Source organism: Pedococcus sp. P3_C7 (assembly GCF_056402615.1).
Map to the genome: position 1 here is coordinate 24,285 of NZ_JBFUHC010000004.1, position 18,208 is coordinate 42,492.

The 18,208-nt window shown below is 71.0% G+C and carries 16 protein-coding genes and 1 pseudogene; 8 read left to right on the forward strand and 9 right to left on the reverse strand.

Annotated elements, in window-relative coordinates; translation table 11 throughout:
• Window positions 1–58 precede the first annotated feature (58 nt).
• The 3 genes from AC1DS4_RS06130 to AC1DS4_RS06140 form a co-directional block, all read right to left on the reverse strand.
• Entirely contained in the window at window positions 59–1,273 is a 1,215-nt protein-coding gene (locus AC1DS4_RS06130) for an amidohydrolase (protein ID WP_477633606.1), read from the reverse strand.
• Window positions 1,274–1,350: 77 nt separating this feature from the next.
• Window positions 1,351–3,030 carry an acyl-CoA mutase large subunit family protein gene (locus AC1DS4_RS06135; protein ID WP_477614886.1) on the reverse strand — a complete coding sequence of 560 codons (1,680 nt, stop codon included), beginning with the start codon at window positions 3,028–3,030 and terminating at the stop codon, window positions 1,351–1,353.
• Window positions 3,031–3,136: 106 nt separating this feature from the next.
• Window positions 3,137–3,616, reverse strand: a complete 480-nt coding sequence (locus AC1DS4_RS06140) for a GbsR/MarR family transcriptional regulator (RefSeq protein WP_477633607.1) — start codon at window positions 3,614–3,616, stop codon at window positions 3,137–3,139.
• A gap of 53 nt (window positions 3,617–3,669) precedes the next feature.
• Here AC1DS4_RS06140 and AC1DS4_RS06145 point away from each other — a divergent pair, with 53 nt between their 5' ends.
• Both AC1DS4_RS06145 and AC1DS4_RS06150 read left to right on the forward strand, forming a co-directional pair.
• The gene (locus AC1DS4_RS06145) at window positions 3,670–4,638 is read left to right on the forward strand and encodes an ABC transporter ATP-binding protein (protein ID WP_477633608.1); all 969 of its coding nucleotides are present in this window, start codon (window positions 3,670–3,672) and stop codon (window positions 4,636–4,638) included.
• Window positions 4,635–6,224, forward strand: a complete 1,590-nt coding sequence (locus AC1DS4_RS06150; protein WP_477633609.1) for an ABC transporter permease — start codon at window positions 4,635–4,637, stop codon at window positions 6,222–6,224. Before AC1DS4_RS06145 ends, AC1DS4_RS06150 begins: the two co-directional genes overlap by 4 nt.
• A gap of 8 nt (window positions 6,225–6,232) precedes the next feature.
• On the opposite strand, the gene AC1DS4_RS06155 is transcribed toward AC1DS4_RS06150, so the two are convergent.
• Entirely contained in the window at window positions 6,233–7,342 is a 1,110-nt protein-coding gene (locus tag AC1DS4_RS06155; RefSeq protein ID WP_477614882.1) for a mannose-1-phosphate guanylyltransferase, read from the reverse strand.
• A 100-nt stretch (window positions 7,343–7,442) separates the two neighbouring features.
• On the opposite strand from AC1DS4_RS06155, the gene AC1DS4_RS06160 reads away from it, so the two are divergent.
• The 6 genes from AC1DS4_RS06160 to AC1DS4_RS06185 all read left to right on the forward strand — a co-directional run bounded on the left by AC1DS4_RS06160 (window position 7,443) and on the right by AC1DS4_RS06185 (window position 13,619).
• Complete coding sequence (locus tag AC1DS4_RS06160) at window positions 7,443–8,585, forward strand: glycosyltransferase family 4 protein (RefSeq protein WP_477614881.1); 1,143 nt, start codon at window positions 7,443–7,445, stop codon at window positions 8,583–8,585.
• Between the two features lie 167 nt (window positions 8,586–8,752).
• A complete protein-coding gene (gene sdhC / locus AC1DS4_RS06165) occupies window positions 8,753–9,130 on the forward strand; it encodes a succinate dehydrogenase, cytochrome b556 subunit (protein ID WP_477614880.1) in 378 nt (125 codons plus the stop codon).
• Window positions 9,131–9,146: 16 nt separating this feature from the next.
• Complete coding sequence (locus AC1DS4_RS06170) at window positions 9,147–9,617, forward strand: succinate dehydrogenase hydrophobic membrane anchor subunit (protein ID WP_477614879.1); 471 nt, start codon at window positions 9,147–9,149, stop codon at window positions 9,615–9,617.
• Between the two features lie 37 nt (window positions 9,618–9,654).
• Window positions 9,655–11,430 (forward strand): succinate dehydrogenase flavoprotein subunit, encoded by a 1,776-nt coding sequence (sdhA, locus tag AC1DS4_RS06175; protein ID WP_477633610.1) that lies wholly within the window; start codon window positions 9,655–9,657, stop codon window positions 11,428–11,430.
• Window positions 11,430–12,212, forward strand: a complete 783-nt coding sequence (locus AC1DS4_RS06180; protein ID WP_477633611.1) for a succinate dehydrogenase iron-sulfur subunit — start codon at window positions 11,430–11,432, stop codon at window positions 12,210–12,212. Before sdhA ends, AC1DS4_RS06180 begins: the two co-directional genes overlap by 1 nt.
• A gap of 96 nt (window positions 12,213–12,308) precedes the next feature.
• The gene (locus AC1DS4_RS06185; RefSeq protein ID WP_477633612.1) at window positions 12,309–13,619 is read left to right on the forward strand and encodes a D-alanyl-D-alanine carboxypeptidase family protein; all 1,311 of its coding nucleotides are present in this window, start codon (window positions 12,309–12,311) and stop codon (window positions 13,617–13,619) included.
• A 4-nt stretch (window positions 13,620–13,623) separates the two neighbouring features.
• Here the strand turns inward: AC1DS4_RS06185 and AC1DS4_RS06190 are convergent, their stop codons facing one another.
• From AC1DS4_RS06190 to AC1DS4_RS06210, 5 genes and pseudogenes are all read right to left on the reverse strand, one after another.
• Window positions 13,624–14,703 carry a YihY/virulence factor BrkB family protein gene (locus AC1DS4_RS06190; protein WP_477633613.1) on the reverse strand — a complete coding sequence of 360 codons (1,080 nt, stop codon included), beginning with the start codon at window positions 14,701–14,703 and terminating at the stop codon, window positions 13,624–13,626.
• 1 nt (window position 14,704) lies between these two features.
• The gene (locus AC1DS4_RS06195) at window positions 14,705–15,220 is read right to left on the reverse strand and encodes a 2'-5' RNA ligase family protein (RefSeq protein ID WP_477614874.1); all 516 of its coding nucleotides are present in this window, start codon (window positions 15,218–15,220) and stop codon (window positions 14,705–14,707) included.
• A gap of 23 nt (window positions 15,221–15,243) precedes the next feature.
• Window positions 15,244–16,266 (reverse strand): tryptophan--tRNA ligase, encoded by a 1,023-nt coding sequence (trpS, locus tag AC1DS4_RS06200; protein WP_477614873.1) that lies wholly within the window; start codon window positions 16,264–16,266, stop codon window positions 15,244–15,246.
• 13 nt (window positions 16,267–16,279) lie between these two features.
• The gene (locus AC1DS4_RS06205) at window positions 16,280–17,719 is read right to left on the reverse strand and encodes an alpha-galactosidase (RefSeq protein ID WP_477646008.1); all 1,440 of its coding nucleotides are present in this window, start codon (window positions 17,717–17,719) and stop codon (window positions 16,280–16,282) included.
• A pseudogene (locus AC1DS4_RS06210) lies at window positions 17,720–17,839 on the reverse strand (glycoside hydrolase family 36 N-terminal domain-containing protein); the annotation flags it as partial. It abuts the gene before it with no gap.
• Window positions 17,840–18,208: the final 369 nt, after the last annotated feature.

Consider the following 18,208-nt stretch of genomic DNA (forward strand, 5'->3'; position numbering starts at 1 on the left):
GGGTAACTCGGCCTTGAGGCACTTGGGACACAAACCGTTACCGATCCGCGACTGTCCCTCAACCGGGCTGCGGCGCTCCGACCGGCGTCTTGACAACGCCGGCCACCACCACGCCGGCGAGCACCCGGGCGCCCTGGACGACCGAGTCGTCGTCGACCACGAGGTCGCCCTGGTGGAGGTCGTAGGTGTGCCCGCCCGGCGTGCGCGTTCCCAACCGCGCCATGGCACCTGGAACCTTCCGCAGGTACCACGCGAAGTCCTCGCCACCGAGCGACTGCTGCGTTCCCAGGGCCGTCAGGCCCGCACCCTCGGCCGCGGCCCGGAAGACCTCGATGGCCTCCGCGTCGTTGACCACCGGAGGCACTCCCTGGACGTGCTCGAGTACTGCCGTCACGGCATACGGGGCGACGATGTGCTCCACCGCCTCGGCGAGGAGGGGGCCGATGGTGGTCCACGCGTCGGCGTCGAGCATCCGCAGGGTGCCGGCGATCGTGCCGCTGGACGGGATCACGTTGGCGGCCTGGCCGGCATGCACCTCGCCCCACACCAGCGCGAACGCCGTCCGCGGGTCGAGCCGGCGGGACAGGACGGCCGGCAGCTCGGTAACCACCTTGGCGAGCGCGAACGTGAGGTCCTCGGTGAGGTGGGGCCGCGACGTGTGGCCACCCCGACCCGCGAGGTGCACGGTCACGCGGTCAGCTGCCGCGGTGATCGCACCGTCACGCAGGCCGACCGTGCCGACGTCCAGGCTGGGGTCACAGTGGACGGCGAAGATCGCGTCGACGTCGTCGAGGGCACCCTCGGCCAGCAGGTCGACGGCACCGCCGGGGATGACCTCCTCGGCGGGCTGGAAGAGCAGGCGGACCCCTATGCCCCGCTCGCGCAGGGCTTCCTCGTGGGCCTTGAGCGCCAGCCCGGCACCGAGCATCCCGGCGACGTGGACGTCGTGACCGCAGGCGTGGCAGATGCCCTCGGTGGTCGAGGCCCACGGCAGGCCCGTGCGCTCCCCCACAGGCAGGGCGTCGAGGTCGGCGCGCAGCGCCACCCGGTATGCCGGCTGCTCGGCTCCGAGATCGGCGATCAGCCCGCTGACGGGCAGGCGGCGCACTGCGACCCCTGCGGCCTCGAGGCGTTCGGCGACCTTGGCGGTCGTGCGCGTCTCGCCGCGGGACAGCTCCGGGTGCGCGTGCAGGTCGTGCTGCAGGGCGAGGAGCTCGGGGGCGAGGGCGTCGATGGTGGTGCACAGGTCGGCCAGCAGCTGGTTGTCGCTCATGTCAGCGGTGACTCTACCCGCGGACCGGCCCTACCCCGGCCGCGTTCCACGATCGGTGAACGAGGCGTCCCAGGCCCTCAGAAGGTCTCGCGAGGGACGTAGAGGCCCCACACGTCGCGCAGGGCGTGGCTGACCTCGCCGCCGGTCGCGCGCAGCCGCAGGGCCTCGCGCATCGGGTAGAGCAGGTTGTCGGTGCCGCGAGCCGCCTCGCGGACTGCCTCGAGGGCGGCCTCGACGGCGTCGTTGTCCCGCTCGGCCCGCAGGGCGGCGAGGCGCTCGCGCTGGTCGTGCTCGATCTGCGGGTCGACGCGGAGCGGCTCGTACGGCTCCTCCTCGTCGAGGGCGAACCGGTTGAGGCCGACGACGGTGCGTTCCTTGCTGTCGATCTCGAGCGCGATGCGGTAGGCCGACCGCTCGATCTCGGACTTCTGGAAGCCCTGCTCGATCGCGGCGACGGCTCCCCCCTTGTCCTCGACGGCCTGGATGAGGTCGAGGGCGGCAGCCTCGACGTCGTCGGTCATCGACTCGACCACGTAGGAGCCGGCGAACGGGTCGACGGTCTTGGTCACGTCGGTCTCGTACGCGATGACCTGCTGGGTGCGCAGGGCGAGGCGGGCGGCCTTCTGGGTCGGGAGGGCGATCGCCTCGTCGAACGAGTTGGTGTGCAGCGACTGGGTGCCACCGAACACCGCGCCGAGGCCCTGGAGGGCGACGCGGACCAGGTTGACCTCGGGCTGCTGCGCGGTCAGCTGCACCCCGGCGGTCTGGGTGTGGAACCGCAGCATCTGGCTCTTCGGGTTCTGGGCGCCGAACTCGTCACGCATGATCCGCGCCCAGATCCGGCGGGCCGCCCGGAACTTGGCGACCTCCTCGAGCAGGGTGGTCCGCGCCACGAAGAAGAACGACAGCCGTGGAGCGAAGTCGTCGACGTCGAGCCCGGCAGCCTGCGCGGCGCGGACGTACTCCTTGGCGTTGGCCAGGGTGAAGGCGATCTCCTGCGCTGGCGTCGCCCCCGCCTCGGCCATGTGGTAACCGCTGATGGAGATGGTGTTCCAGCGCGGAAGTTCCTTGTGGCAGTAGGCGAAGATGTCGCTGATCAGTCGCAGCGACTCCTTCGGCGGGTAGATGTACGTGCCGCGCGCGATGTACTCCTTGAGCACGTCGTTCTGGATCGTCCCGGCCAGCCGGGCCGCGTCGGCGCCGTTCTCCTCGGCGACCAGCTGGTACATGAGCAGGAGCGTGGCGGCCGGGGCGTTGATCGTCATCGACGTCGACAGGTCACCCAGCGGCAGCCCACCGAACAGCGTCCGCATGTCGTCGATCGAGTCGATCGCGACACCGACCTTGCCGACCTCGCCGTGCGCGATCGCCTCGTCGGAGTCGTAACCCATCTGCGTCGGCAGGTCGAACGCGACGGACAGCCCGCCCGTGCCGTTGGCCACCAGCTCGTGGTAGCGCTCGTTGGACTCCTTGGCGGTCCCGAACCCGGCGTACTGCCGCATCGTCCACGGCCGCCCCGTGTACATGTTCGGGTAGACGCCGCGGGTGTAGGGGAACTGCCCCGGCTCACCGAGCTGGGTCTCCGGGTCGAAGCCCTCGAGGTCGTCCGCGGCATACACGGCCTTGATCGGCAGGTCGGACTCGGAGCGGGTCTGCAAGCGGTCCTCGGGGACATCGGCGGCCATGCCGCCCACGATAGTGAGCCGGTATGCCGTGTGGTCACCACTCGTGGCCCACCTCACCGTGGGCTCGGTCACCCTGTCTCCCCTTTATCGGGTCTAGGGAGAAACGTCGGCTTCACCCCGAAACGGTTCCCGGGCGAAGCCGCCCTAAGTCCCTAGACCCGATAAAGCTGGGACTGGGTCAGTAGCCGAGCTCGGCGCGGCGCTTGTCCCATCTCTCGGAGAGCTGGTGCATCTCCTCGGTCACGAACTCGAGGAAAGCCACGCTGAGCGCCAGGCGGTCCCCCGCGGTCGTCCCCCGCCCACCCACCTGGTCGACGCCCTCGCGGAGGGACTGGGTCAGCGGGGCGTAGATGTTGGCCGAGTTCATCATCACGTCGTGCCAGGCGTCGTCGGCGACGACGTAGACGTCACGACGACTGCCCTGCTCGCGCTCCCGGTGGATCATCCGCATCTGCTGGAGCGAGCGCACCGCACCCGACACCGACGCGGGGCTGACCGCGAGCACCTCCCCGAGCTCGGCGGCCGTCATCCGGCCGTCGTCGTCGGCCAGCAGGGCGGCGAAGACCCGTGACGGCAGTCGCTGCATCCCCGCCGCGGTCAGGGCAGAGCCGAAGCGCTCGACGAAGCGCGACGGGTCGGCGGCGGGAGTGGAAGCCATGAAGAGAGTTTAGATCATTCAGAGTTTTCTGAAAACCGTGTATCGTCGGAGCCATGGCACATGTCATCGAGGCAACCGGCCTCATCAAGAAGTTCGGCGCCACGACCGCCCTCGACGGCCTCGACCTGACGGTCCACGAGGGCGAGGTCCACGGCTTCCTCGGCCCCAACGGAGCCGGGAAGTCCACCACCATCCGGGTCCTGCTCGGCCTGCTCCGGTCCGACGGCGGCACCGTGACCCTGCTGGGACAAGACCCGTGGAAGCACGCCACCGAGCTGCACCGACAGCTGGCCTACGTGCCCGGCGACGTCGTCCTGTGGCCCAACCTGACCGGCGGCGAGGTCATCGACCTGCTCGGTCGGCTGCGCGGCGGGATCGACGAGGGCAAACGCGACAAGCTGCTCGAGGCGTTCGAGCTCGACCCCACCAAGAAGGGTCGCTCCTACTCCAAGGGCAACAGGCAGAAGGTCGCGCTCGTGGCCGCGCTGGCCTCCGACGTCCCCCTGCTGGTCCTCGACGAACCCACCTCGGGGCTCGACCCGTTGATGGAGAAGGTCTTCCAGGACCACCTCACCCAGGTGCGAGCGGAGGGCCGCACGGTCCTGCTCTCCAGCCACATCCTGTCCGAGGTCGAGACGGCAGCCGACCGGGTCAGCATCGTCCGGGCCGGGCGGATCGTCGACTCCGGCACCCTCGCCGACCTGCGACACCTCACGCGCACGAGCATGACGGCGACCCTCGCCAGGCCCGTCGCCCAGACCGAGGCCTCGCGCTGGCCCGGTGTCGACGCCGCCCGACAGGACCGTGACCGCCTGCTGTTGTCCGTCGAGACGAGCGCCGTCGGCGACGTGCTCCAGCGACTGGCACCCCACGGCATCCAGGCGCTGACCTGCCAGCCGCCGACCCTCGAGGAGCTCTTCCTCTCGCAGTACCGCGACACGGTCGGCGACGGTCCGCACGACCACGATGTCCCGAACGGCCGCGCCGCCCAGGCCGCTCGGGAGGAGGAGGTGTCGGCATGACGTCCCTCGTCGGCACCGGACCACTCCTGCGGCTGGCGTGGCGTCGCGACCGCTGGATCGTGGTGGCCAGCGTCCTCGCCCTGGTGGCGACGGCGTACGGGTCGATGGCGGCCACCCTCGACCTCTACCCCACCGACGCCGAGGCCGCCTCGGGCGCTGCGGTGATGGTGGACAACCCGTCGCTGACCGCGCTCTACGGGCCGCTGCCGTCCGCGACCGCAGCCGGGATCGGCGTGCTCAAGACGGTGATGATGGGCAGCCTCTTCACGGCGTTCCTCGGGTTCGCGATCGTGCGACGGCACACCCGCAGCGAGGAGGAGGACGGCCGTTTCGAGCTCGTCGCTGCCGGCGTCGTGGGCCGCCGGGCCCCGCTCGCCGCCGCCGTCGGCCTCGCGACGATGACCGTGCTCGCGACCGGGCTGCTCTCCGCACTGAGCCTGGTCGCGACCGGTGTCGACCTGACCGGCGCGCTGGCGCTCGGCGTCGTCGAGGTCGTCGCCGGACTCGTGATGACCGGCATCACCGCCATCGCAGTCCAGCTCACCTCGACCACGCGCGGCGCCGGTGGCATCGCGGTCGGGGCGCTGGGCCTGGCCTTCCTCGTCCGTGCGCTGGCGGACACCACCCAGGGCGGGGGCCAGCACCTCGTCTGGCTGTCGTTCCTGGGCTGGGCCGAGAAGGTCAGCCCGTTCGGCGCGAACCGCTGGTGGCTGCTCCTGCCGGCCGTCGTCGCGACGGCCGCCCTCCTCGTCGTCGCCGACGTCCTCCTGCACCGCCGCGACCTCGGCTCGGGCCTGTGGGCCGCGCGACCGGGGCCGACTCGTGCCTCCGCGGCGCTGAGCACCCCGCTCGGCCTCGCGTGGCGGCTCCAGCGTGGCGCACTGCTCGGATGGAGCATCGGGTATGCCGTCGTGGGCCTGGCCGTGGGCAACATCGCCAGGTCCGTGGACCAGATCGCGAGCAGCCCGGGCATCGAGGAGATGCTGCGGAAGATGAGCGGAGGGCAGGGCTCCCTGGTCGACGTGTTCTTCGGGACCGAGCTGCGGTTCCTCGCGATCGGGGTAGCCGGCTACGGCATCGCGACGGCCTTGCGCCTGCGGTCCGAGGAGAGCGCGGGGCGCGCCGAGGTCCTGCTCGCCACCCCGCTGAGCAGGTGGCAGTGGGTCGGCAGCCACACCCTCATCGCCGCGTTGGGCTCGGTGTGGCTGCTCGCCGTGGTCGGAACGGCCGCTGGGCTCACTGCCGGTGCCGTCAGCAGCACCGGAGTGGGGCAGCTGCTGCCGGCTGCCCTCGCGACGGCACCCGCGGTGCTGGTCTGCGTGGCCCTGACTGTCCTGCTGTTCGGACTGCTGCCCCGGTGGTCGACCTTCGCCTGGGGAGTGCTCGCGGTGTTCGTGCTGCTCGGCGAGCTCGGGGCGCTGCTGCGCCTGCCGAGCTGGATGCTGGCGATCTCGCCGTTCGACCACCTCGGCAGCCTGCCGGGCGGCGACGTCAACGCCGCTGGTCTGGTCGCCCTGGTCGTGGTGGCGCTCGTGGTCGCAACCATCGGCTTCACGCAGTTCCGCCGCCGCGACCTCGCAACCTGAACCCAGGGTCAGAGGAGGTCGGTGCGCCCCTCGGACCGCAGGGCGTCGACGACCGCCTTGACGTCCTGGGCGCGTTCACGGGACATCACGAGCAGCGCGTCCGGGGTGTCGACCACCACGACGTCCTCGAGGCCCACCAGCGCCACGACCCGGCCGGTTCCGGGCACGACGATGCCGGTCGAGTCGACCACGCGCACGTCGGACGCATCGCCGAGGACGCGCGTCCCCGGCATACCGGCGGCGTCGGTCAGCAAGGAGCCCAGGGAGCTGAAGTCGCCCACGTCGTCCCAGCCGAACCCGCCCGGCACCATCGCGACCCTGCCCTCGGCAGCAGCGGGTTCGGCGACGGCGTGGTCGATCGCGATCTTCTCGAGCCCCGGCCACAGCTCGTCCAGCCGACCCGGGTCGGCCGCGAGCGCCCGGGCTCCCGCCGCGAGCTCGGGGTGCCACTGCGCCAGCAGGTCCAGCAGCACGGTCGCCTTCACGACGAACATCCCGGCGTTCCACCGGAACCGACCCGTAGCGAGGTACTCCTCGGCCCGCGCCCGGTCGGGCTTCTCGACGAACTGGCTGACCGCCGTGGCCGGTCCCTCGCCGAGCAGGGAGCCCATCTCGATGTAGCCGAATCCCGTTGCGGGATGGGTGGGTTCGATGCCGATCGTGACGACGAAACCCTGCTCCGCCACGCGAACGGCTTCGGCGACACAGGCCCGGAAGTCCTCCTCGTCCGCGATCACGTGGTCCGCCGCGAACGAACCCAGCACCGCCTCGGGGTCACGCGCCTCGAGCACTGCCGCCGCCCACCCGATCGCGGCCATGGAGTCCCGCGGCGCTGGTTCGGCCAACAGCTGGTCCGGGGGCAGGTCGGGCAGCTGCTCCGCCACGGCCGCCCGGTGCGAGGCACCGGTGACGACCAGCACCCGCGAGCCTGTCAGCGGGGTGAGCCGGTCCCAGGTCGCCTGCAGCAGGGAGCGTCCCGAGCCGGTGAGGTCGTGCAGGAACTTGGGCGACCCGGCGCGCGACAGGGGCCACAGCCTCGTCCCGGCCCCCCCGGCGGGGATCACCGCCCAGAAGCGGTCGTTCACTGGTGCAGCCTGACTCGTCGCCGCCGATGACATGGCCGGAACGCTAGCCCACGCACCAGCCCGTCACCTGCCGCTCACCCGACACACCCCCAGCCGTGGCCGTCACCTCACCGGGGTTGCCGACGCTGGTCGTGTGCGCGTAGCCATCGTCACCGAGTCGTTCCTGCCCTACCTCAACGGGGTCACGACCAGCATCTGCCGCGTTGCCGAGTGCCTGCGCGACCGTGGCCACGAGGCGCTCATCCTCGCCCCCCGTCCGGCCCCGACCCACTACGCCGGGTATGCCGTCCACGGCCTCGCGTCCGTGCCCGTTCGTCAGTTCCCTGTCGGGCTGCCGATGGGCGGCGAGGTCGAGGCGGCGCTGGCCGACTTCGCGCCGGACGTCGTCCACGTGGCCTCGCCGTTCGTGCTGGGCGCGAGTGCGCTGTCGGCCGCGGCACGGCTCGGGCTGCCGACCGTGGCGGTCTACCAGACCGACATGCCCAGCTACATCCGCCAGCACGGCCCGGGGGCGGTGGGACGCGGCGCCGCCCGGGCGGCCTGGCGCTGGATCCGCAGGATGCACGAGATGGCCGACCTGACTCTGGCCCCCTCGTCGGCGACCCTCGCCGAGCTGCAGGCGCACGGCATACCCCGCACGGCTCTGTGGGCCCGGGGAGTGGACGCCGCCCTGTTCCATCCCGGGTGGCGCGCGGACGCGGGCACCCGCGCACTGCGCCGCTCCCTCGCCCCGGAGGGGCAGGTGCTCGTGGGCTACGTCGGACGGCTGGCCCCCGAGAAGGAGCTCACCCGACTGGCGGCCCTCGCGGGCCTCCCGGGGCTGCGCGTGGTGATCGTGGGCGAGGGGCCCACCCGCCACGACGACGCCGCGGCCCTCACCGCTGCCGGCGTCGACGCGGTCTTCCTCGGCCGACGCGAGGGCGACGACCTCGCGAGGGCGTATGCCGCGTTCGACCTCTTCGTGCACACCGGCACCCGGGAGACCTTCGGGCAGACCCTGCAGGAGGCCGCGGCGACGGGGCTGCCCGTCATCGCCCCGGCTCGGGGCGGCCCCCTCGACCTCGTGGACCACTCGCGGACCGGGCTCCTCTTCGACCCGGACCACCCCGACGCACTGCGCGACGCGGTCGCGCACCTGGCCGGCGACCGGGCCAAGCGGGTGGCGATGGGTGAGGCCGGTCGGCTGCGGGTGACCCCCCGGAGCTGGGCGTCGCTGACCGACCAGCTGCTCACCCACTACACCTCGGCCCAGCGCGCCCGGTCCCTCGCCGGCTGAGTCGCGCCGCGACCACGCGGCATACCAGCGGGTAACCGGGCCTGTCTGGTTTCTCACAGGCAGGCCGTTCACGGTCCCGGCGGCCGGGCCGATAACCTGACGGGCGAACTACGGCCCTCGACGCTCGCCGACGACTGCCGTGACATCTGCTTCGAAAGGGACGCGCAGTGGCGCAGGCAGCCAACGGGACCCTCTACCGCGGCCGTGAAGGCATGTGGTCGTGGGTGGCCCACCGCATCAGCGGCGTACTGATCTTCCTCTTCCTGTTCGCGCACGTGCTCGACACGGCGCTGGTGAGAGTCTCCCCCGAGGCCTACAACGAGGTGATGGGTGCTTACAAGAACCCCGTCGTCGGGCTGGCGGAGGCCGGGCTGGTCGCCGCCGTGATCTTCCACGCGCTCAACGGCCTGCGCATCATCGCCGTCGACTTCTGGGCCAAGGGCCCGAAGTACCAGCGACAGCTCTTCTGGGCCGTTGCCATTGGTTTCGTCGTGTTGTTCGCGCCCTTCGCGATCCGGCACCTGACCGTCGTGTTCACGCACTGAGAGGCGGGCGGAACTCATGAGCGCCACCACCGAGACCAACTACCACGCCGGCCCCGACGCCGTCTCTGCCAAGAAGTCCCGCTACCGCCGGGTCTCCAAGGGCCGCGGCAACTTCGAGCTCTGGTCGTGGGTCTTCATGCGGGGCAGCGGGATCCTGCTGCTCGTCCTCGTGTTCGGTCACCTGTTCGTCAACCTCATGCTGGGCGAGGGCATCCACGGCATCGACTTCGCGTTCGTCGCCGGCAAGTGGAGCAGCCCGTTCTGGCAGACGTGGGACCTGTTGATGTTGTGGCTTGCGGAGCTGCACGGGTTCAACGGGGTCCGGACGATCATCAACGACTACACCGAGAAGGACCGCACCAGGTGGATCCTCAAGGGTCTGCTGGTGGCGAGCGCACTGCTCGTCATGGTGCTCGGCACGCTGGTCATCTTCACCTTCGACCCGTGCCTCGACCCCTCCTCCACCCTCTCCGTGTGCGCACGATGACCACGGTCGACCCAGGAACGCGAAGGAAACAGCACTGATGCAGACGCACAAGTACGACGTCGTCATCGTCGGGGCCGGCGGCGCGGGCATGCGTGCCGCGCTCGAGTCGAGCACCCGCACCCGCACCGCGGTGCTGACCAAGCTCTACCCGACCCGGTCCCACACCGGCGCAGCGCAGGGTGGCATGTGCGCCGCCCTCGCCAACGTCGAGGAGGACAACTGGGAGTGGCACACCTTCGACACCGTCAAGGGCGGTGACTACCTCGTCGACCAGGACGCGGCCGAGATCATGTGCCGCGAGGCCATCGACGCGGTCATCGACCTCGAGAAGATGGGGCTGCCGTTCAACCGCACGCCCGAGGGCAAGATCGACCAGCGCCGGTTCGGTGGGCACACGCGCAACCACGGTGAGGCCGCCGTCCGCCGGTCCTGCTTCGCGGCGGACCGCACGGGCCACATGATCCTCCAGACGCTCTACCAGAACTGCGTCAAGCAGGGCGTCGAGTTCTACAACGAGTTCTACGTCCTGGACCTGCTCATGAACACCGGAGCGGACGGCGTGCAGCACACCGCGGGCGTCGTGGCCTACGAGCTGGCCACCGGCGAGCTGCACGTGTTCCAGGCCAAGTCGGTCGTCTTCGCCACCGGCGGCACCGGCAAGGTCTTCAAGACCACCTCCAACGCCCACACCCTCACCGGCGACGGCATGGGTGTCGCCTTCCGGCGCGGCATCCCGTTGGAGGACATGGAGTTCTTCCAGTTCCACCCGACAGGCCTGGCCGGACTGGGCATCCTGCTGTCGGAGGCGGCGCGTGGTGAGGGCGGCATCCTCCGCAACGCCGACGGCGAGCGGTTCATGGAGCGCTACGCCCCCACCATCAAGGACCTCGCGCCCCGCGACATCGTCGCCCGTTCCATGGCCAACGAGGTCCGCGAAGGGCGCGGTGCAGGTCCCAACAAGGACTACGTCCTGCTCGACCTGACCCACCTCGAGCCGGCCCACATCGACGCCAAGCTCCCCGACATCACCGAGTTCGCCCGCACCTACCTCGGCGTCGAGCCCTACACCGAGCCGGTCCCGGTCTACCCGACCGCGCACTACGCCATGGGCGGCGTCCCGACCAACGTCGAGACCGAGGTGCTGCGCAACAACACCGACGTCGTCCCCGGCCTCTTCGCCGCCGGCGAGGTCGCCTGCGTCTCCGTGCACGGCTCCAACCGCCTCGGCACCAACAGCCTGCTCGACATCAACGTCTTCGGGCGCCGGGCCGGCATCGCCGCCGCGGAGTATGCCGCGAACGCGCCGTACGTCGACCTGCCGGCCAACCCCTCGACCTTCGTCGAGGCGATGGTCGAGGGCATCCGCACCCGCGACAGCGGACAGCGCGTGGCCGACCTGCGCCGGGCCCTGCAGGAGACCATGGACCGCAACGTCCAGGTGTTCCGCACCGAGGCATCCATGAAGGAGGCTCTCGGCGTCATCGACGAGCTCAAGGAGCGCTACGCCCACGTCGTCGTCCAGGACAAGGGCAAGCGCTACAACACCGACCTCCTCGAGGCCGTCGAGCTCGGCTTCCTCATCGAGCTGGCCGAGGTCATCACCCTCGGGGCGCTGGCCCGCAAGGAGTCCCGCGGCGGTCACTTCCGCGAGGACTACGAAGCCCGCGACGACGTGAACTTCATGCGGCACACCATGGCCTACCGCGCGCCCGTCACCGACGACGAGCAGGGCCCGAAGTTCGCGGACGAGGTCCGCCTCGACTACAAGCCCGTGACCGTCACCCGCTACCAGCCGATGGAGCGCAAGTACTGATGACCGCCACCACGACCGAGACGACCTCCGCAGGCACGACCGGCAAGGACGCCCCCAAGTCCGGCGCCGTCCCGTCCTTCACGGTCACCCTGAAGATCTCGCGCTACAACCCCGAGACCGACAGCGAGCCGCACTGGGAGACCTACCAGGTCACCTCGCACGCCACCGACCGCGTCCTCGACGCGCTGCACCAGATCAAGTGGGACCAGGACGGCTCGTTGTCGTTCCGCAGGTCCTGCGCCCACGGTGTCTGCGGCTCCGACGCCATGCGGATCAACGGCAAGAACCGGCTCGCCTGCAAGACGCTCATCAAGGACGTCAACCCCGACAAGCCGATCACCGTCGAGCCGATCAAGGGCCTTCCCGTCGAGAAGGACCTCATCGTCGACATGGAGCCGTTCTTCGACGCCTACCGCGAGGTGATGCCGTTCCTGATCACCGAGGGCAACGAGCCCACGCGCGAGCGCATCCAGAGCCAGGCCGACCGCGACCGGTTCGACGACACGACCAAGTGCATCCTGTGCGCCGCCTGCACGACGAGCTGCCCGGTGTTCTGGAACGACGGCCAGTACTTCGGCCCGGCCGCCATCGTCAACGCCCACCGGTTCATCTTCGACACCCGCGACGACGGTGGCGCGCAACGCCTCGAGATCCTGAACGACAAGGAGGGCGTGTGGCGCTGCCGCACGACCTTCAACTGCACCGACGCGTGCCCGCGTGGCATCCAGGTGACGCAGGCGATCCAGGAAGTGAAGCGCGCGCTCCTGACTTCGCGCTTCTGAACCTTGGCCCACGTGACAGCGTCGTCGCGTAGCCGCGCCGTGGGGCGTCGCGGTCACCGAGCTGGGCGCTTGCACCTCTCGCAAGCTCGTTTTACGGTGCTGCGCGCCCACCTCGGCACCCACTCCGCGAAGGTGCGGCGCGCGCTCCTCGGAGTCATCGTCTCGGGAGTCGCGATCTCGGTGGGGGTCGCAGTCCCGGGCTCGGCGGTCGCGCTCTCGCCTGCCGCCCACTCGCTGGTGAAGCCGACGCCGTCGGCGACGACGAAGGCGCTGCCCACTCCTGCGAGCACCGTCGATCCGCTGGTGTCGGTCGGGGGGCCGCGGTTGGCTTCGATGGGGGTCGTCACGGACCTGCCGGCGGGGGTTCCGGCGCCTCCGACGCTGCGGGACGTGTCGTGGGTGCTGGCCGACCTGGACTCGGGGAAGGTGGTCGCGGCGAAGGCTGCGCACGCGCGGTTGCTCCCGGCGAGCACGCTCAAGGCCCTCACCGCGCTGACCCTCATCCCGCGGGTGCCTGCCGGACGCAAGATCGTCGTGACCCAGGCGGATGCCAGTGCGGACGGCACCCGGGTCGGGCTGGTGCCCGGCCTGCCCTACACGGCGGGGCAGCTGTTCCAGGCGCTGCTCATGGCGTCGGGCAACGACGCGGCATACTCCCTCAGCGAAGCCGGCGGTGGCCGGGAGGCGACGCTGGCCGCGATGAACGAGGACGCGGCATACCTCGGGGCGCATGACACGATCGCCAAGGACCCGTCCGGCCTGGACCGACCCGGGCAGACGTCGAGCGCCTACGACCTGGCGCTGATCGGCCGGGCGGCGTTGCAGCTCAAGGACTTCCGCACCTACGTCACGACCAAGCAGGTCGACTTCCCCGGTGGCGTGGACCCCAAGACGAAGAAGCGCGCCACCTACAAGGTCAACAACCACAACAAGCTGCTCTACAACTACGACGGCACCATCGGCGTGAAGAACGGCTACACCGAGGCGGCCAACCGCACCTTCATCTCGGCTGTCACCCGAGGTGGCAAGACCTACCTGCTCACCGAGATGTACGGGCTCGACTCGTCGTGGCGTCCCCAGGCGGCGATGTACGACTGGGCGTTCGCCTACGGCGACAAGGCCAAGGCGGTGGGCGAGCTCGTCGCGCCCGGCACGGTCACGGCGTCGCCCACCCTGATGCCGAGCACGACCTCGCCCGCCCTGACCGGCCCCGGCCCGGCGGGCCCGCACACGCAGGCTGTGACACCGGCGGCTGCGCTGCCCGGCACGGAGCGGGCCTCCGCGTTCCCGGGCCGATGGGTGGGACCGTCCGCGGCGACGCTCCTGCTCCTGGCGATGCTCGTCGTGCTGCTCCGCCTGCGCGCCCGGCGGCGCTCGGTGAGGGCACGCCGAGGGCGTTACCGCTGAGGGTTCACCTCCGGCGAACCAGGCTCCGTATGCCGCGCCCCAGAGTCCCCAGCGCCACCGCACCGACCGCACCCAGCACGGCACCCGCCGCCACACTGGTCCGGTCCGCGGCACGCTGGCCGAAGGTCGGCAGCCCGGCGTCGGTGCGCTCGCGGATGCTGTCCACCGGCTCCGGAGCGGGCCCTTCGGCGAGCTTGGCCGCCTGACCCCGGCTGAGGCCGTCGCCCCCGACGGTGTCGAGGTCGTTGGCTGCCCAGGCCGCGGAGATGAGGATGACCCGCGACATGAGGTTCAGCCACACGAGCAGGCCCGCCACGAGGGCGAACCCGAGATAGAGCTTGTTGCTGGTCGTGCTCGCGAGCAGCACGGTCCCGAACTTCTTGAGCACGGTCAGGCCGATCCCGCCGAAGGCGGCGCCGTCGCGCAGGGCCCGCCACGGGAGTCGGATGCCCGACAGGAGGCGCAGCATGATCGCCACGAGGCCCCCGTCGAGCGCGATCCCCACGACGAACGCGACCACGGTGAGCACCCAGCCCTGACCCCCCAGCCCGATGAGGTCCGCAACCCAGGTCGCGGCAGCACCGGCGATCGCCCCGACGCCAGCGGAGAGCAGGATGCCGACGCCGAGCAGGACCAGGACCCCGATGTCGCGCAGCTTGGCGAGGACGGGGTTGCCTGAGCCTCCCTCCACCCCGAAGATCGCCCGGATCCCGTCGCGCAGCGCGCTGAGCCATCCGGTCCCTGCCAGGACGAGGCCGACCACCGAGACGATGCCCTGGATGGACAGGGTCGCGCCGGTGGGCACGTTGACGTCGATGATGCCGTCGGGCTGCGCGTCGGTCTTGACGAAGCCGGGGAGCAGGTCGTTGATGGCGTTCTTGGTGTCGTCGAGCAGCTGCGGCTGGCTCCGCAGCACGATGCCGAAGACGGTGAAGGCCAGCAGCACCGCGGGGAAGATCGAGAAGAAGGCGAAGTACCCCACGCCACCCGCGAGCAGGTTGCCGCGGTGGTCGCCGTACCGCTTCCAGGCACGCCAGACGTGGGTTGTCTGGAACCTGGCCCACCAGGCCTTGAGCGTCCGCACGTCAGCGTCCGTTCAGGGCGAACGACCGCACCGGTCGCCAGACGCCGTCGGCGCCGTGCTCGTAGAGGTGGAACTCGTCGACGTCGAAGGTGCACTCGAAGTCCGCCAGCTCGGCGAACGCCCGGTCGAGGTTGTCCTCGGAGACGTGGTGGGCGACCGTCACGTGGGGGTGGTAGTAGAAGTCGAGCTTGCGCTTGAGCGGGCCGCGCCGCACTTCCTTCTCCAGCAGCTCGCAGTCGGCGAGCCCTCCGGAGACCTGGACGAAGACGACCGGTGAGATCGGCCGGAAGGTGCCGGTGCCACGCAACACCATGTGGAACGAACGCCCCTGGGTGGCAACGGCTTCCAGGTGCTCCACCACCGTCGACAGGTCCTCGCCCTCCACCTCGGTGGGTGGCAGGAGCGTCACGTGCGTGGGGATGGACTCGGCGAGGGGGTCCCCGAAGGAGGCCCGCTTGCCCTGGAGCATCTCCGCATGCGGGGAGGGGATGGCGATGGACACACCGATGGTGGGCACGACGGCGACCCTACCGAACGCTCTCAGCGAGCACTGGGCAGCAGCCCCACGGCCGCGCGCACCCGAGCCATCGTGGCCTGGGCCACCTCGCGGGCCCGATCGGCTCCGTCGGCCAGGATGCGGTCCAGCTCGGCCGGGTCGGCCAGCAGCTCGGCCATCCGCGTCTGGAAGGGCGTCAGGCGGTCGACCACCACGTCGGCGACCTCCTTCTTGAGGTCGCCGTAGCCGCGCCCCGCGAACGAGGCCGTGAGGTCCTCGATCGAGGTGCCCGAGAGCACTGAGTGGATGACGAGCAGGTTGGACACACCGGGTTTGGCGTCCGGGTCGTAGCGCACCTCGCCATCGGTGTCGGTGACGGCCGAACGGATGTTCTTGGCGATCTTGCCCGGGTCCTGCATGAGGTCGATGAGGCCCTTGGGCGAGGACCCCGTCTTGCTCATCTTGGCCGTGGGCTCCTGCAGGTCCATGATCTTGGCGGCGCCCTTGACGATGTAGGGGTCAGGCACCACGAGGGTCTCGCCGAAGCGGGTGTTGAAGCGCTCCGCGAGGTCGCGGGTGATCTCGAGGTGCTGGCGCTGGTCCTCCCCGACCGGCACGTAGGCCGCGTCGTACATGAGGATGTCGGCGGCCATCAGCATCGGGTACGTGAGCAGCCCGACGTTGGCGTTCTGGCCCTTGGCGACCTTGTCCTTGAACTGGGTCATCCGGCGCGCCTCGCCGTCCGCGGTGAGGCAGTTCATCACCCAGCCGAGCTCGGCGTGCTCGGTGATGTGGCTCTGGCAGAACACGGCCGACCGCTTGGGGTCGACGCCACCGGCGATGAACTGCGCAGCCGTCGCCCGCGTGCGCTGGCGCAGCACCTCGGGGTCGGTGGGCACGGTCAGCGCGTGCAGGTCGGCCACGAAGTAGAAGGCGTCGAAGTCGTCCTGCAGCGTGACCCAGTTGACCAGTGCCCCGAGGTAGTTGCCGAGGTGCAGGGAGTCGCTGGTCGGCTGCATCCCGGACAGGATCCGGGGCAGCACGGCGGGCGCGGACGTTTCAGGCATGCGCGCCATTCTGTCAGGTCAGGTGCAGGAGGAAACCTTGGGCGGGGGACAGCACCGGCAGGGCGAGGCCGACGTCGCCCAGCGCCGCGCCGCTGACGCGGACGCCGTCGGAAAGCCCTGCCTCCCACCACTGGGGGCCCCCGGCCTGGGTCACGGCGGGCAGGCCCGCCTCCTGCCGCACCCGCACGGTGTAGGTGCGGGTCGGGTCGAGCCCGGGCAGGGTGACCAGCCCGGGCGCCACCGACGGCCCGCTATGGGTCCGCAGGACCATGTATGCCGCCGCCTCACCTCCTGCGGCGACGGTGCCGGTCACGAGCAGTCCCGACTCCTCGGGCAGGTCGGCGCGAACGAGGTCCCCCGTGTGCAACAGGGGTCGCAGCTCGCGGTAGAGCCCGGACCAGGCGGACAGGGCGTCGAGCTCCTCGGGAGTGCACGCGGTGATGTCCCACTCGAGTCCGGCGTGGCCCTGGAGTGCGACCAGCATCCGGAAGGACAGGTCCAGCGTGCGGTGGGTCGTGTGTGCGGTCGCCGGCCCCACGTGCGTCCCCATGAGCTCGGCGGGGACGAGCAGCGACGTCCATCGCTGGATCGCCGTGCGCTCCAGCGCGTCGTTGCAGTCACTGGTCCACACCCGGTCGGTGCGGGCCAGGACCCCCAGGTCGACGCGGGCACCACCGCTGGAGCAGGACTCGATCTCGAGGTCCGGGTGGGCGGCACGCAGCCGGTCGAGCAGGTCGTAGAACGCCCGCGTCTGCGCGTGGACGGCGGGGCGGTCGACGCCGCTGGCGTCGCTCCGCACGGCCTCGTGCAGGTCGCGGTTGTGGTCCCACTTGATGAAGTCGATGCCGAGCTCGGTCACCAACGCGCTGATCTGGCCCTCGACGTGGGCGGCAGCCTGCGGGTTCGCGAGGTCGAGCACGTACTGGTCGCGTGACGGCCGTGGATGGCCCGCCCGGGGGCCGAGCACCCAGTCGGGGTGGCCGCGCACCAGGTCGGAGTCGAGGTTGACCATCTCGGGCTCGAACCACAGCCCGAACTCCATGCCGAGTCGCTTGACGTGCTCGACGAGGGGCTGCAGCCCCTGTGGCCACATCTGCTCGGAGACCACCCAGTCCCCCAGCCCGCTGTGGTCGTCCCGCCTGCTGCCGAACCACCCGTCGTCCAGGACGAACCGCTCCACCCCGATCTGCGCCGCGGTGTCCGCCAGTCCCGTGAGGCGCTCGAGGTCGTGGTCGAAGTAGACGGCCTCCCAGGTGTTCAGGACGAGGGGGCGTGGCTCGTTGCTGTGGGTCGCCGTCTCCCGCTGGCTGCGGTGCAACCGCCGCGACAAGCCGTCGAGACCGTCGAGGGCGTGGACGAACACGACCTCCGGAGCCGTGTACGTCTCCCCCGGCGCCAGCCGCACCTCACCGGGCTCGAGCAGCTCGCCTCCGCCGAGGACGGAGGCGTGCACTCCCGCGCCCTCGGGCAGGCGCTCGGTGAGGTGCTCGTGGTTGCCGCTCCAGGCGACGTGGACAGACCAGACCTCACCGGTCCGGAAGCCGAAGCCCGCCGTCCCGACGGTCAGCAGCAGGGTCGGGGGGGGGGGGGGGGGGGGGGGGGGGGGGGGGGGGGGGGGGGGGGGGGGGGGGGGGGGGGGGGGGGGGGGGGGGGGGGGGCGAGACGCGCAGGACGCCGTGGGCGTCGAGGGTGTGCCGCAGCCGCACCTCGGTGGCGCCGTCGCGAGCCGTCATGGCGAGGGAACGGTCGTCGTCCTGCTCCGTGGTCACCGCCCAGCGGGGGGCGGCAGCCCCGCCGGCGCGGTGCGCGGCATACCCGGGGGTGCCGAGCCAGCCGTCGCCCGAGGTGGGTAGGACGGTCAGTGGCCACGGCTCGTCGAGGGCGTTGTGTGGCACGGGCCCGCGCACGATCCCGGCGAGCTCGGCGGCGACACCGTCGGGCA